We start from the raw sequence: 14,335 nt of genomic DNA, 5'->3' as shown, positions 1-14,335 counted from the left end.
CTAGCGCACCGGATCAGCGCGCCGGGTGCACCCGGATCGCCGAGGCCGGGCACATGGCGGCCGCCTGGCGGGCCAGTTCCGCCGCCCGTGCGCCGGGCTCGGCGGCGAGCACGACGACCTGCCCGGCCTCGTCCTGGTCGAACACCAGCGGCGCGGTCACCGCGCACTGCCCCGACGACACGCACCGCGAGGTGTCCACCTCCACCCGCGCGACCGGCTGCTCGCGCGGGTGCTCCCCGCTCACCACAGGACCGGGACCTCGCTGAGGCCGCCCGCCAGCCGCTCGTCGTGGTCGCGCAGGCTCCGCGCGTCCACCGCCAGCCGCAGGTCGGGAAAGCGCCGGAACAGCGCGGTCAGCGCGACCTGCATCTCGGTGCGTGCCAGCACGTTGCCGATGCAGTAGTGGCCGCCGTGACCGAAGGCCAGGTGCGCGTTCGGGGAACGCGACGGGTCGAAGGTGTCCGGCTCCTCGAACACCCGCCCGTCCCGGTTCGCGGCGTTGATCGCCACCAGCACCGCCTCGCCCCGCGCGATCGCGGTCCCCGCGACGGTGACGTCCTCGCGGGCGTAGCGGGTCAGGCCCAGGCCACCGGGCGAGGCCATCCGCAGGACCTCCTCCACGGTGGCGCGGGCCAGCGTCTCCGGGTCGGCGGCGAAGCGGTCCCGCCGGCCGGTGTCGCTCAGCAGGAACAGGACTCCCAGGTCGATCCGGGCCGACGTCGTCTCGTGGCCGGCGAACAGCAGCCCCACCGCCAGCCGGGTCATCTCCCCCTCGGTGAACGAGGGGTCCTCCGCCTGCACGGCCAGGATGTCGCTGATCACGTCCTGCCCCGGCTGCTTCCGCTTCTCCTCGGCGATGCCGGCCACGTACGCCTCGAACTCGGCCATGGCCGCGGCGCCGTCGGCCCCGCCGTACAGCGCGGCGATCCGCTCCGACCAGCCGCGCAGCAGGGCCCGGTCCGCGACCGGCACACCCAGCAGCTCGCAGATCACCATCACCGGCAACGGGAACGACAGGTGGTCGTGCAGGTTGACGGCACGTTCCGGATCCCGTGAATGCTCCTCCTCCATCGCGTCCAGGCAGGATCCGGCGAGCTGCCCGATCCGCTCGCCCAGCCGGCGCATCCGCGGCGCGCTGAACGCGGGCGCCAGCATCCGCCGCATCCGCGTGTGCTCGCGGTCCTCCTCCTCGGGCGTGGGGGCGGGGCGCGTGTGCAGCGCCGACTCCGAGATCCTCGGCGCGCCCTCGGAATCGGGGCGCAGCCGGGAGAACCGGGCGTCGCTCAGAACCTCCCGGGCCTCCTCGTAGCGGGTCACCAGCCAGGCCGGGTCGCCGGCGGGTGTCGTCACCCGCGTGATCGGACCTTCCTCGCGCAGACGCGCGAACAGCGGCGCCAGGTCCAGGGCGTCGGGGCGCTCGAAGGGTAACTGCGGTGCGGGGGCGGTCATGGTGGTCTCCTCACCGGCCAAAGGCCACAAGAGCAGCGAACGCTTGGCAGAACCGCCCTCTCCTGCACGTCCAGGCCAGGGCGGACGAACGGCGCCCCCGGCCAACAAGTGAGAGTCAGCTCTCTCTTCTCTCGGGAGCGTAACACCGTCGGCACGCACAGTCAGCCACTGGGCGAGATCGGCCTGTTCGGTGACGTAGCGGGCCCGGCTCCCGGGAGAGTCGAACGGAAATCGGCGGCGGCGGGGGCCTTGATTCCGGTTCAGCGGCGCGCCTGAAGCAGCGACCTGGGCGCCACGCTCCGACACCTGACCGCGCAGCATCCTCCACACCGCCCCGCAGCCCGGCCGGGCGTGACCGCAGGCACCACCCCGCACGCGCACCCACCACACCCGCGCCGCGAAACGCGGGTCGGACACCACCCCGGCCCAGGTGGGCTCAGCCTCGCAACCTCACACAAGCCGGACGGAAAGCGCCGGTGGCGCCATCCGGCGTGCACGCCGCCGCGGGACTCGCAGTCCTTGGTGCGGCACGCGGTGGAGCCGCTCCGCCGCTGGCCCCGCGACCGGCCCGGCGGTCACCCCGCCGACGCACCGCCGGCCGCGCCGGCCACGTCGAGCGGGAGCCGCTCCGGCCCACCGGAGCAGGGTGCACCGCCGTTCAGGTGCGTGGCCGCCCACCGCCCCAGCTCAGCCAACGCGGGCTCCAACGCGTTGCCCGCTTCGGTCAGCCGGTAGGAGACCCGCAGCGGAGGGCCGGCGTCCACCTCTCGCAGGATCAGGCCGGCCTCGCCGAGTTCGGTGAGCCGCTCCGAGAGCATGCGCTCGCTGATGCCCGGGATGGCCCGCCGAAGATCGGCGAAGTACACGGGCCCCGGGATCAGGGTGACGACGATCAGGCCCGTCCACCGCTTGCCGAAGAGCTGGAAGACGCGCGCAATGCCCTCGTCGGCCTTCCTGCATGCCTGCTCGCCGTGATTCGCCATGCCACCAGGGTAGCCCTCGACCTACGTAGCTTTAGAAAAGTAAGTTGCTATGTTATTACTAGCTACGTAAGAAACCTCAGCCCCTAACTCTGGAGCCCTCCATGGCCACCCTGCTGCACCTCGACTCCTCCGCCCTGCCCCACGGCTCTGCCTCCCGTGAGGTCACGGCCACCTTCCGCAAGGCCTGGGAGGAGCAGCACCCCGAGGGCACGGTCGTCTACCGCGACCTCGCGGCCGAGCCGCTGCCACACCTCACCGCTGCCGGCATCACGGCCGCCTTCGCCGACCCGGCCGACCACACGGACGAGCAGAAGGCCGCCTTCGCCCTGCGCACCGAGCTGGCCGCGGAGCTGGAGAACGCGGACGCGGTGCTCATCGGCGCCCCCATGTACAACTTCACGATCCCCTCCAGCCTCAAGGCATGGCTGGACCACGTGATCATCATGGGCCGCACCGGCGGCGAGAACTCCTCCGTCGCGGGCAAGCCCGTCACCGTCGTCGCCAGCCGCGGCGGCTCCTACGCGCCCGGCACCCCCCGCGAGGACTTCGAGTTCGCGGCCAACTACCTGGAGAAGGCGCTGACCGGCCTGCTCGGCCTCAAGGTCGACGTCATCACGCCCGAACTGACCCTGGCCCGCACCGTCCCCGCGATGGCCGACCTGATCGACCTGTCGGACGCCTCCCGCGCCCAGGCCCACGAGCAGGCCGCTGCCAAGGCCAAGGCCCTCGCCGCCGGCCTCTCCGCCTGACCAGCACCTGCGGGCCGTACACCGGCACGGTGCGGACCGAACCCGGCCCGCACCACCACCGCCGCCGCCGCCGCTGATGTCGTCGCGGGGGCGGGGCAGGGCCGCCCCCGCGACGCCCCCGCGACGACGAACGCCCCCGAATCCAGGCCCCGCCACACCACCACCGGGCGGAAGCAAGCGCGCGACTCACCAGCCCGCGACGCCACACCCCACCCAAGCGCCACTGCCTGCCCCACCGCGAAAGACGGTCGCCATGACCCGCCGCACCACCGACCCCACTCAGCCCTCCACCAGGCTGTCCGACCTCAGCACCGGCCCCTGGGTCCTGGACCCGGCCACGTCATCAGTGGAGATCAAGCACAAGTCGATGTGGGGACTGGCCACGATCAGAGCAGCCTTCACCAAGCTCAGCGGCGAAGGCGAGATCAGCCCCGGCGGCTCCGCGCACGGCACACTGACCGTCGAGGCCGCGTCGATCCTCAGCAAGCAGGCCAAACTCGACACCCACCTGCGCTCCGCGGACTTCTTCGACGTCGACAGGTATCCGACGTTCACCTTCACCGCCACCCGCGTCGTCGCCGACAGCGCCGGAACCGCCAAGGTCACCGGCAGCCTCACCGTGCTCGGCACCACCCGCCCGCTCACCTTCACCGCCCGCGCCACCGCCGCCGGCCCGCACGAGGTGACCCTCAGCGGCGAGATCACCGTCGACCGCAACGACTTCGGCATGAACTGGAACAGAGCCGCAATGATCAAGGGCCTCACCACCGTCACCCTCACCACCCGCTTCACCCACCGCTGACCCACCGGTCCCCGCCCCCCGACCCGGCCCCGTACTGGGGCGGGCCCTGGAAGCGGAGCTGACGAGGTTGATCCGCAGGTTCCGCGGCACCTCACCGGCTGCGTTGCGTGGACGTACGCGACTTCGTCCTGTGGCTGCGGACGTGCCACAACCCGGCGCGGGACCGGCGCCGACCGGATGCGCCCGTGCCGGGACCGCTGAACGCGCCACCGGCAGGCCGTACCTGAGGTCGGGCTACGCCCCGGCCACCGTCAACCACGCGGTGTCGGTGCTGGCGGCGTTCTACGACCACCATCTGCAGACCGGGCAGGGCCCCGTCGTCTCCCCGGTGCCGCCGCAGTCCCGTGAGTACCTCACATCCGTCGCGACGAGCTCCTGGGCCAGGGCGCCGGCCCAGGAGCGGCGGTCTACCGGGATGCGGCGGGATACGCGGCGGTCGCGCGGATTTCGACGAGGAGTCCCGGACTGGCGAGGCCGCTGACCCCGATGATCGTCCAGGTCGGGTAGGGCGCCTTGACGAGGCGCTGCTTGGCCTCGATGAAGCCGGGCAGGTGCCGGCGGATGTCGACGTGGTAGCTGGTGACGTCGACGAGGGCGGACGGGTCGAGGTTCTCCAGTCGAAGGATCTCTTCGATCTTCCGGATGGCGATCTCGGTCTGCTCTTCGATGGTGTCCGGGATGGTTCCGTCGGCGCGGCGACCGATCGTTCCGGCGATGAACAGGAGGCCGTGCGCGCGGACCGCGGCGGAATAGCCGAAGCTCGCGAAGGCGCTGGTGGTTTGTCCGAAGACTGCGTTGTCCTCGGGGATCGCGACGGTGTGGACGGTCATTGCGGTGCTTCCTTTTCTTTGGTGACGCGGTCGTGTTCTTCGGTGACGCGGTCGTGGAGTCCGTGGAGTCAGTTGCCCCAGCGGGACGAACGGCAGGCGTGCTCCAGCCGGGTCCGGCCGAAGGTCTCGCGTTCACGGAGGAATTCGCCGGGGATCGTGTACCGGGGTGCGTTCTTCGGGTCTTTCGCGGCCTGCGCGACGATCGCGTCGGTGAGTGAGCGGATCATGTCCAGCCGTGGATAGGCGGTGTGCACGGCGTCGGCCTGCTCGTCGGTGACGGCGTCGATGTGGGCGGCGCCGATCGGGCCACCGAAGTCGAGTGCGACGCCCTCGCGGACGAGCACGCACAGCGTGCCGCGGCGTTCTGCGATACCCGGGGAGGTGTGGAGGGCGATGGCCTGCCAGACCTGGTCGGCATCGATTGCGGGTACTCCGCGGTCGGTGAGGAATGTGGCGGCCCGGTCGGCGCCTTCGACCTCGAACCGTTGGTTGTGCGGGCCGTCCGACGCCACGCCGAGGTCGTGCATCGCGCACGCGGCGAACAACAGGTCGTCCTGGTAGTCGTGACCGACGACCAGGCCGAGGCGGCCGGCAACCAGCCGGGCGAACAGGTAGCTGCGGATGCTGTGGTTGAAGACGGACGGCGTTTCCACCGGTCGGATGAGGTTCATGACGGCGTCGGCAAGCGGTGTGCCGGGCAGCGTGATCAGGTCGGCGGCCGCCTCGTGGGTAGGTCCGGTCATGTCTTCAGCCTGGCCGGAACCGCCCTGACCTGGTGAGAGGCAAAATTTCCTTACTTCGCTAGAATCTTGCCATGGCAGTGCATCGAGTCGCGGTCCTGGCGCTGGACGGGGTCACCCCGCTCGACCTGGCGATCCCGACGCAGATCTTCACCACCCGGCCGGAAACCCCCTACGAGATGACCCTGTGCGCGTTGCAGCCGAAGGTGGCCACCAGCGCGGGTTTCGCCCTGGTCGCCGACGACGGCCTGGAGCGGGTGAGCACCGCCGACACCGTGATCGTGCCGGGATTCGACCTGGTCCTCCCGTTGCCGGACGCCGTGCTCGAGACACTGGCCGGAGCCCGCGACCGAGGCAAGCGTGTGGTGTCGATCTGCACGGGCGCTTTCGCGCTGGCCGCGGCGGGCGTCCTGGACGGGCTGCACGCCACGACCCACTGGAAGCACATCGACGAGTTCGAGCGGAGCTTCCCGGCCGTCTCGGTCGACCGCGACGTGCTCTACGTCGACGAGGGCGACGTGCTCACCTCGGCCGGGGTGTGCTGCGGCATCGACCTGTGCCTGCATATCGTGCGCCGCGACCTGGGCGCGGAGATGGCCAACCAGATCGCCCGCGGTCTGGTCGCCGCCCCGCACCGAGACGGCGGGCAGGCCCAGTACGTGCCGGCTCCCGTCGCGGTGGCCGGCGAGGCGTCGCTGTCCGGTACCCGTGGATGGGCCCTGCAGCGGCTCGGCGAGCCGCTCTCGCTGCGCGTGCTCGCCCGGCACGCGGGCCTCTCGCAGCGCACCTTCATGCGCCGGTTCACCGAGGAGACGGGCACGACCCCGTTGCAGTGGATGCTCAACGCCCGGCTGGGCAGGGCGCGGGAGCTGCTGGAATCCACGGACCGCTCGGTGGAGCAGGTGGCGCGGGACTGCGGGCTGGGCACGGCGGCCAACCTGCGGCTGCACTTCCGGCGCGCACTGGACACCACCCCCACCACCTACCGCCGCACCTTCACACGCTCGACGTCGCGCAGTCCGGCCTGTTCACCAGCGGTCACGCCCTCGGACTGAGAACGGCCACCACGACACTGAAAGTCCTTGCCGGGGCGGGCCCGCCGGACCGCCCGGGGGCCTGGTCGCGTACGCTCGCCCGGGTGCCGCGAAGGTGTGAGGCGGCGGCCGGGTCGCCGGGCGCGGCCGGCCCGGGAGGCAGGGGTGGGTGTTGTCGGAGCGTGCGCGGGCCGAATCGGTCCTCAAGGACGCGGCTGCCACCTGTGACGCACACCTGCGGCACTGGGTCGGGCAGTTGGACGGCGCGGTCGGCCAGGTGACGGCCTACCAGTTCGGATGGACCAACGACGGATCCCCGGACCGGCGGCACGGCGGCAAGAACGTTCGAGCGGCCCTGGCGCTGGGCTGCGCCCGGGCGGTGGGAGGAGACCCGCAGCGCGCGGTGCCCGCCGCCGTGGCGGTGGAGATGGTGCACAACCTGTCGTTGCTGTACGACGACGTCCTGGACGGCGATGCGCTCCGCCGCCACCGGGCCGCCGCCTGGGAGGTGTTCGGGCCGGGCGCGGCGACCCGGTCGGCCGACGCGCTGCTGATGCTGGCGTTCGAGGTGCTCGCAGGCCCCGACGGCGAAGCCGAAGCCGTCGCCGGCGAGGCGTCGGCGGCCCTGCTGGACACGCTCATCCAGCTCGCGGTGGGTGAGAGCCTGGACGTGCTGTTCGAGGCCGCGCCCCGCATCGAGCTGTCCGAGTGCCTGGAGATGGTGTCGGGCAAGACGGCGTCGCTGATCTCCTGCGCCTGCCGGCTGGGCGCCCTCCACGGCGGCGGCGGGCCGGCGCAGGTCGAGACCCTGGCCGCGTTCGGACACGACCTGGGCATGACGTTCCAGCTGGTGGACGACCTGCTGGGGATCTGGGGCGACGAAGCGGTCACGGGCAAACCGGTGTTCGCGGACCTGCGGGCACGCAAGCTCTCGGTGCCGGTGGTGGCCGCGATGGCCTCGAACACCGCGGCGGGCGACGAACTGGCCCGCCGCTACGCGCTGCCGGCCGGCCCTGGCCGGGCCGGGGAGGCGGAGCTGGCCCGGCTGGTGGAGGAGGCCGGCGGCCGGCGCTGGACGGTGGAGCGCGCCGCCGAGCACGCGGACGGGGCCCGACGCCGTCTGCGGAGCCTCGCCGACGGCCCCGGTGCGGTGCCCGGTGCCGTCGCCGACCTCGACGCGCTCTGCGAACTGATCGTCAACCGGTCGTACTGAACCGGTCGCCCCCGACGCGGGAGGACCAGGGCGCCGGGGTGTCGAGGATGTGCGCACGGCCCTGCCGGTAGAGCGCGGCGTCCACCTCCTTCAGGCGGCGCAGTTCCTGCGGCTCGTACAGGGCGTGGACCACGGCCGGCTCGGCGCCGTGCCCGGCGGCCTCCAGCAGCGCGTTCGCCGCCGCCCGGCCGCTCTGGTTCGCGCCCTCCATGGTGGCCAGGTTCACCGGGCAGCGGACGAAGTCCCCGGCCATGAACAGGTTGACCGCGGCCGTCCGCGCCTGCGGGCGCAGCGCCCAGGAGCCGGTGGTGTTGATCAGCAGCGCCTCGTCGTTGGTGGCGGGACCGGGGCCGTCGAGGTTCTTGACGGCCGGGTCCAGGTGCCAGGAGTGGAGCAGGCCGTCGTGGAGGGTCCGGCGGCGGCCGTCGTCGAGGGCGTCGGCGAGCTGGGCCCAGACCTCGGCGACGACCTCGGCCCGGGTGCAGTCGCGGGCCGGCTTGCCGTAGAGGATGCCGGGGGTGTCCCAGGAGGAGATGTCGACCGACAGGCAGTCGGCCACCGTCCCGTCGCCGTAGGTGGCGCGGAAGTCGGTGTCCCAGAACTGCGCCTGGCTGATGGAGGTCAGGGCCCACGGGGAGTCCTGGTAGATGACGTGGCCGCGGGTGATCGGGGTGGGCTCGGTGAGGTAGAACTGCAGGCCGACCATCCAGTCGGTGCGCAGGTGCGCCGTCTTCTTCAGCTCCGGGTCCGCCTCGGCCAGGCCGCGCTCCAGCAGCGTCCCGATCCGGTCGACCGGGAGCGCGCACACGTACCAGTCGGCGGCCGCCTCCCGCCGCCGGCCGCCCGGGTCGCGCAGGACGGCGCCGACGACGGCGCGGCCCCGCACCGTCAGGCGCTCCACCTGCCAACCGAGTTCGAGCCGCACCCCCAGCCGCTCCAGGTGCCGCACCCAGGGGTCGATCCAGGCGGTGCTGGTCGGGGCGTTCAGGACCCGGTCGGCGGCCTGGGCCTCGCCCCGGCCGAGGAAGCCGTAGCCGAAGGCCTCCAGGAACCCCCCGACGGTGTGCGCGCTACACACCTCCGCCCTGGCCGCCACGACCGTACGGGTCGCCCCGACGACGCACACCTTCCGGTACTCCTCGGAGGCGCCGTCGGCGGCGGTGAAGTCCCACCACGACATCTGCTCCCACTGCCCCAGCCGCCGCTGCGTGCTGCTGGTCATGTAGACCAGCAACCGGTTGGCGAAGTACAGCAGTTCCTCGTTCAGCTCCCCCTCGGCGCCCAGCTTCATGCCCCGGGCCTTCAGGATCTGCAGGGGCGTCCTCGGACCGGCGGCCAGGGACACGTCGACGACCGTCTCCCCGATCCTCCCCGACCGGGCGGACAGCATCTGCGGTGCCTCCCGCAGGTTGCCCTCCACGCCCGAGGGCGAGCCCGGGAGGGGGATCCGCCGCATCGTGTCCGGCAGGCTCCGGTAGAAGCCGGGGAAGAACCGGAACCCGTGCTCGCTGGGCAGGTCGAGCCGCCCGCCGGTCCCCGTCCCGGAAACCGAGGCACTCCGGGCCTTCCCGCCCCACCCGGAGGGCTCCACCACGGTCACCTCGAAACCGCGCTCCGCCAGCTCCATGGCCGCCGTCAGCCCGGCCACCCCGCCGCCCAACACCGTGACCGTCCGGCCCGAACTCCCCGACACCGCACGCCCCTTCCCGGCCCACGACCGCTCACCCGTCCCACCCGATCCGTACGGGAACGATAGAGCAGGTCGTGGCCGTCACCCCGGCGGGGCCCTCCCCGCGACCCCCGGCACCCCGCGGCCGCGTCGTCAGGCGCCGACCGAGCACGGGGAGTGTCCGGCACCGCAGAAAGAGGCCCGACCTCGCCTCTTCCTGCCGTTCACACGAACAGCGGGTCGGCCGGCTACGGCCACGGGTAGCCCACTTGCTCTGGCATGTAGCCTCCGCAGAGCTCGGCGGTGGCACGGGGATCGCCTGCGGTCAGCTGCGCTTCAAGGTGCTCGGCCTGGTCCGACGGGTCGTCCGCGGAGATCGGGAGGGTCATCAGGAACTGGGCCCAAGGCAGATCCGTCTCGTCCCGGCCAGGGGGATGCCTCAGGACGACGTCGATCCGATCGGGTTCCCCCCGGAAGGCCCAGACCGCCTCCACCTCGCACTCCCACCTGGCGAGCCAGTCCTCGCGTCCCCTCAGCCCCGCCTCCAGCAGCGTCGCGACCACTGCCGCCGGCCACTCCCAGCCGCGGTCCTCCTCGGCTCGCAGGACCTCGGCCTCGTACTGCTCCGCGGCGAACCGAAACTCCGGCAGGTCGAAGCCCCGCTCGACCGGGTCGCGCCAGCCCGCCCAGACGACATGCTCCTCGTCGCGCGTGACCGTCACGTACAGAGCACTGCAGCACCGCTCAAAGCCGCATCCGGATCGAGCGAGCCGAACCTCGTGGGGAGTTCCAGTGGCATGCAACGGCCCGCCCCGGCCCAGGAGATACCGGGGGCCTGATCCCACGAACGGGGGGCCGCCCGATTCCCTGCTACGGAGGGACAGGTCGGCCAGGAGATCCCGGCCACTGACGAACGGTCGGACCTCCGCGCCGCCCTCGCCGGGCGGTGGGCAGACGATGCTCAGACGGAGAAGATCCGGTTCCGTGGCCACCGGCAAAGGATCGCGGAGCCGGCCGCAGCTGTCATGTGAATTTGCGTGGCCGCCGCTCCTGGCAGCCGCCGGTCCCCGCCTGTAGCGTCACCGCATGACCGACGAGACCACGGCCAGGGCAGGCAGAGAGTTCTACACGTTCGACGGCCGGATCCTGGAGGTCTTCGGCAACTGTCCGAAGCGGTTCCACATCCAGAACATGGACCTGCGGGTCACGGGCCCCGACCGGAAGGGGAGGCGGACCGTCGAGATCGTCGCCGGCCCGCCCGAAGCCCCGGCGACGCAGCACACATGGCACCACTCGGCCGAGGAATGGCAGCGGGCGCAGGGCCTGGAAGCCCTGCTGGAAGCGGTACGGGCGGGTATCGCGGCGGCCCGGGAGCACGGAGCCTGAGGGTTTTCCGCAACCGTGGTCGAGGACGGCCGCCGCAGCACTGTCAGGGGAACGGAGGCCGTCGCCCGCGGGGACGCCGGACGCGCCGTCACCGAGTAGGCCCTCGGGGCGCTGCAACGGCGTCCCCACCGCGCTTCCCCAATCAGCGTCCGGCCTGGGCTACCTGCGCGATGGGCCAGCGGGGACCGTCCGGGCCGCCCTGCCATGCCCACTGCTCATCAGGGGTGACGGTGATCCCGTAGTCGTAGCGGTCCGGTCGGCCGAGTTCCTCCCACCGGGTCCAGGCGGCGACCACCTCGTCCCCGATGCGGCGCGGTCCGCCCTGAAGAAGCAGCGGTGCCTCGCCGTCGCCGCGCGCGGTCACCGTGGCCCACGACCGGGTGCCGTCGTGGATCCAGGCGTTGAGGCCGTCGTCGTCCCGGGCGGTGAGCACCACAGCGTCCGGGACGGCCACCCGCAGGGCGAACCGCAGGTCCCAGTCGTCGAGCAGCTGCGAGTCACGGTCCAGTGCCTGGCGGGTCTCGGGCTCGGTATTGCCGCGCACCTGTGCGAAGGCGGCGCTTCCGGTGCTCGGCTGTGCCGGGCCGTGCCGGTCGCCCATGAACTGGGCCAGGCCCTGGACCCAGCCTGTGGCGGACCGTCCGTCGTCGGCCACGGTCAGGGCGACGTGGCCCAGCCACCCCCAGGGATAGACGATCCGTCCGCCCGGCCGTACCGCCGCCACCCAGGACCAGGGGACGGTCTCCACGGCGTAGGTGGCGTGGAGCCGGTCGACCGGGCCGCCGCCGGGCGGGCCGCTGCGGGTGCCGTTGCCCAGGGTGACCTCGGCGTCGAGTCCGGCGGCCGCGAGGCGGGCGCGCGCGAACCCGGCCAGGTGCCCGTCCACCTCGGTGGTCACGACCAGGCCGGGCCCGGCCCGCCAGGCGGCCAGCGCCGCCGTCCAGCCCTGGCCGGAGCCAATGTCCCACACACGGTGCCCCGGCTCCACCCTGAGGCTGTCCAGCATGTCCGCCACCACCGAGGGCGCGGACAGCGACGAGGACGGCCAGCCGCCGTCGAGCTGGGTGACCGCCGCGGAGTAGATCCCGGAGTACAACTCGGCCGCCCAGCCGCCCGGATCCGCCGAGCGGTCGAGCGGCACGTACGCCCGGTTGTCCCACCGCCACAGCCGGTCCGGCGCGAACGCGTCGCGCGGCAGCGCGGTGAAGGCGCTGCGCAGCCACGGCGAAGCGGCTGGCCACGCCCCGCACCGCTCCATCTCCGCGTCCAGGCGAGCCCGGCGCCCGGCCAAGTCCTCGTCAGCCACCGTTCTTACTTACGGTGCTTGCCGTCGGACGGCGGAGCCGGGGGGACCTCGCCGTCGGCGTTGTTGGGAGGTGGTGTGCCCTTCTGAGGATCCGGCGGCGGCTTCTCGTGCTCACCCATCGTCACTTCCCCTTCGGTCGTGTGCCGGACACGGTCGGCCGCCCATCGTCGCGCACCTCCACGCCACGCGGTAGACGGCGTGCAGGAGCGCCCAGGGGGCGCGCACGAGAGCGTCCACCGCGCCGAGCAGGTCTTGGGTTCCAGCGGTCGTTGCGACACCTTTGGGGCTTGCGTTGCGAACGAGGTCTGGATCTCACCTCGGAAAAGTGGGGTCAGATCAGGAATTCAGGCGCCGATTTCGTGAAGTGGCTCGTGAGGCCGTTACGGTCCGTCGCCGGTCCGAGCTTGACCGAGACCTGTGCTGGGCGGCTCACGGCGAGAGAGAATGCTCAGCATGACGACTTGAAGAGCACCCGCCGGGCGGCAGCACTGGCGCAAGGTCATCACCGGGTGGGCCGCTATCGACGACGAACGCCGGATCTGCGCAGCCTGCCGAGCGCCGGTCCGCGCGTACCAGTACCGCTTCCATCCGCCCGAGTCCTCCAGATTCGAGCGCTGCATCGGATTCGCCTGGTGTTCCGGCTGCAGGATCTACTCCGGCAACGTGGTGCACGTTCCACGGAAGCAAGTGCTGGCCGACGCACTCGCTTCTCTTCCCCAGGAGCAACGGGAACGGCTTCTTCGTTCGGAAACGCGACTGATCGAGTTCCTGGACCGTCAGGCCCGGGTCGGTAAAGGGTAGTCGGTCGGGGGATCGCCGCCGTGTGGGGGCGTCGGCTGGCGGCGATCAGGAGAACCCGCCCGCAGGCGTCACGACCGGCCGCCGTACTCCCCCGCTGCCGGGCCCTTGGGATCAGTCAGCCGGCCACCGGCCCGCCTACGGGCGGGGCGGAGGGGCCGGGTAGTTCCAGGGCCGGTGGCGGCGGTCCCGGGTACGGAAGCGGGTGATCGTCTCGCGCAGGAGGAGGGTCTCGCCGATGGGGTCCAGACCGTTGAGGAGCTGTTGGCGGGAGCGTTCGTCGATGGTGAAACCGGTGGTGAAGGTGGGCTGGGGGCCGGTCGCGGTGGTGAGTCGGCAGGTGTCCAGGTCGATGCGCAGGCGCGCGCTCGCCGCGGGGGCGAAGGCCGCCTCGACGAGTTGCCGGTGTTCGGCGGGCGGCAGGGGCAGTGGCAGCAGGCCGTTGCGCAGGCAGTTGGTCTCGAAGATCGAGCCGAAGGAGGGGGCGATGACGGCGCGGATGCCGAAGTCCCGCAGGGCCCAGACCGCGGTCTCGCGCGAGCTGCCGCCCGGTGACCTGACTCGACGAAGTCACCGCTGACCGCCCACGACCCGAGGACCAAGGAGCACCTGACCGCGCGTCGGGCCCTCGGCATGTCCATCCCACCGCGGCAGGTCGAGCGCTACCGCCCGGAGATCAACCCAGCTCAGTCAGCCCCAACCGAAACGCGGAGGCTAACTGTCTGAGAACCTGCCTACCCGTTCAAGCTCTACGCTCTGGACGAAGGCTTGGGAGAGATCGAGGCCCAAAGTCACAGCTTCCCAAAGATCGGCACCGCGGAAGGCGGTCCGAATACATCGGGACTCGCGTAGGTCGGAGTGACGAAGATCTGCTCTGCATAGTTCGGCTTCGGTGAGGTCGGAACCCCTCAGGTTCGCCCGAGCGAGGACGCTGCCAGCCAGATTGGCGCCGCTGAGATTGGCCCCGGACAGGTCAGCCTTCTCCAGATCCGCGCCCACCAGGTCGGCCTCCCTGAGGTCCGCGCCGGAGAGATTGGCACCTTGGAGCTGGGCCCCGCGTAAGTGAGCCCCCTGCAGGTCGACATCGGCCCCGTGGAGTCGGAGCAGGCGCCATCCGTCGATGAGCCACAAGGTGTCGAGTTGCTGGACCCCGGCCAGGGCGGCCAAGGCAAGTGTCTGCAGGCTCGGGCTGGTGTCGGCCAGCTCCTTGGCGGACGTGTACGTGTGGCCCGCGGCGATGGCCGCGCGGACGAACCTGTGCGCGCCGGTGGCGCCCAGGGCGGCTGCTTCGACTCCAATGAGGGCGAACCGTTGTGTCGGTCGCGGCTGGACCCGAGTCGCCTGTACCGCGCATTCGAGCAGTGTTCGCATCATGC

The 14,335-nt window shown here is 71.9% G+C and carries 14 protein-coding genes and 1 pseudogene; 5 read left to right on the top strand and 10 right to left on the bottom strand.

What is annotated here, in order from left to right:
* Positions 1 to 13 precede the first annotated feature (13 nt).
* The 3 genes from AB0R04_RS31505 to AB0R04_RS31495 all read right to left on the bottom strand — a co-directional run bounded on the left by AB0R04_RS31505 (position 14) and on the right by AB0R04_RS31495 (position 2,432).
* Positions 14 to 244: a ferredoxin gene (locus AB0R04_RS31505; RefSeq protein WP_363377054.1), complete on the bottom strand. Its 231-nt coding sequence runs from the start codon at positions 242 to 244 to the stop codon at positions 14 to 16.
* Entirely contained in the window at positions 241 to 1,449 is a 1,209-nt protein-coding gene (locus tag AB0R04_RS31500) for a cytochrome P450 (RefSeq protein WP_363377053.1), read from the bottom strand. Before AB0R04_RS31500 ends, AB0R04_RS31505 begins: the two co-directional genes overlap by 4 nt.
* Positions 1,450 to 2,024: 575 nt before the next feature.
* Positions 2,025 to 2,432: a helix-turn-helix domain-containing protein gene (locus tag AB0R04_RS31495; RefSeq protein ID WP_063351805.1), complete on the bottom strand. Its 408-nt coding sequence runs from the start codon at positions 2,430 to 2,432 to the stop codon at positions 2,025 to 2,027.
* 101 nt (positions 2,433 to 2,533) lie between these two features.
* On the opposite strand from AB0R04_RS31495, the gene AB0R04_RS31490 reads away from it, so the two are divergent.
* Together AB0R04_RS31490 and AB0R04_RS31485 are read left to right on the top strand one after the other, a co-directional pair.
* On the top strand, positions 2,534 to 3,181 hold the full coding sequence (locus tag AB0R04_RS31490; protein ID WP_363377052.1) for an NAD(P)H-dependent oxidoreductase: 648 nt from the start codon (positions 2,534 to 2,536) through the stop codon (positions 3,179 to 3,181).
* 253 nt (positions 3,182 to 3,434) lie between these two features.
* Positions 3,435 to 3,983, top strand: a complete 549-nt coding sequence (locus AB0R04_RS31485) for a YceI family protein (RefSeq protein WP_363377051.1) — start codon at positions 3,435 to 3,437, stop codon at positions 3,981 to 3,983.
* Positions 3,984 to 4,390: 407 nt separating this feature from the next.
* On the opposite strand, the gene AB0R04_RS31480 is transcribed toward AB0R04_RS31485, so the two are convergent.
* Together AB0R04_RS31480 and AB0R04_RS31475 are read right to left on the bottom strand one after the other, a co-directional pair.
* Positions 4,391 to 4,813 (bottom strand): RidA family protein, encoded by a 423-nt coding sequence (locus AB0R04_RS31480; protein WP_063351808.1) that lies wholly within the window; start codon positions 4,811 to 4,813, stop codon positions 4,391 to 4,393.
* Positions 4,814 to 4,881: 68 nt separating this feature from the next.
* On the bottom strand, positions 4,882 to 5,556 hold the full coding sequence (locus AB0R04_RS31475; RefSeq protein ID WP_363377050.1) for an HD domain-containing protein: 675 nt from the start codon (positions 5,554 to 5,556) through the stop codon (positions 4,882 to 4,884).
* Between the two features lie 71 nt (positions 5,557 to 5,627).
* On the opposite strand from AB0R04_RS31475, the gene AB0R04_RS31470 reads away from it, so the two are divergent.
* The gene (locus AB0R04_RS31470; RefSeq protein WP_363377049.1) at positions 5,628 to 6,608 is read left to right on the top strand and encodes a helix-turn-helix domain-containing protein; all 981 of its coding nucleotides are present in this window, start codon (positions 5,628 to 5,630) and stop codon (positions 6,606 to 6,608) included.
* Between the two features lie 151 nt (positions 6,609 to 6,759).
* The gene (locus AB0R04_RS31465; RefSeq protein WP_363377048.1) at positions 6,760 to 7,800 is read left to right on the top strand and encodes a polyprenyl synthetase family protein; all 1,041 of its coding nucleotides are present in this window, start codon (positions 6,760 to 6,762) and stop codon (positions 7,798 to 7,800) included.
* On the opposite strand, the gene AB0R04_RS31460 is transcribed toward AB0R04_RS31465, so the two are convergent.
* Together AB0R04_RS31460 and AB0R04_RS31455 are read right to left on the bottom strand one after the other, a co-directional pair.
* Positions 7,784 to 9,493, bottom strand: a complete 1,710-nt coding sequence (locus AB0R04_RS31460; protein WP_363377047.1) for an FAD-dependent oxidoreductase — start codon at positions 9,491 to 9,493, stop codon at positions 7,784 to 7,786. The genes AB0R04_RS31465 and AB0R04_RS31460 overlap by 17 nt on opposite strands.
* 224 nt (positions 9,494 to 9,717) lie before the next feature.
* Positions 9,718 to 10,191, bottom strand: a complete 474-nt coding sequence (locus AB0R04_RS31455) for a hypothetical protein (RefSeq protein WP_363377046.1) — start codon at positions 10,189 to 10,191, stop codon at positions 9,718 to 9,720.
* A gap of 364 nt (positions 10,192 to 10,555) precedes the next feature.
* Between AB0R04_RS31455 and AB0R04_RS31450 the strand changes: the two genes are divergently transcribed.
* Positions 10,556 to 10,855, top strand: a complete 300-nt coding sequence (locus AB0R04_RS31450) for a hypothetical protein (RefSeq protein WP_363377045.1) — start codon at positions 10,556 to 10,558, stop codon at positions 10,853 to 10,855.
* A 142-nt stretch (positions 10,856 to 10,997) separates the two neighbouring features.
* Here AB0R04_RS31450 and AB0R04_RS31445 read toward each other — a convergent pair whose 3' ends face one another.
* From AB0R04_RS31445 to AB0R04_RS31435, 3 genes and pseudogenes are all read right to left on the bottom strand, one after another.
* Entirely contained in the window at positions 10,998 to 12,161 is a 1,164-nt protein-coding gene (locus AB0R04_RS31445) for a protein-L-isoaspartate O-methyltransferase (protein WP_363377044.1), read from the bottom strand.
* A gap of 936 nt (positions 12,162 to 13,097) precedes the next feature.
* Positions 13,098 to 13,493: pseudogene (locus AB0R04_RS31440) on the bottom strand (3-isopropylmalate dehydratase small subunit); the annotation flags it as partial.
* Between the two features lie 180 nt (positions 13,494 to 13,673).
* Complete coding sequence (locus AB0R04_RS31435; protein WP_363377043.1) at positions 13,674 to 14,333, bottom strand: pentapeptide repeat-containing protein; 660 nt, start codon at positions 14,331 to 14,333, stop codon at positions 13,674 to 13,676.
* Between the last annotated feature and the right edge of the window lie 2 nt (positions 14,334 to 14,335).

The organism is Kitasatospora sp. NPDC056731 (genome assembly GCF_040687675.1).
GTDB lineage: Bacteria > Actinomycetota > Actinomycetes > Streptomycetales > Streptomycetaceae > Kitasatospora.
This window is presented reverse-complemented; position numbering and strand designations above follow the sequence as displayed.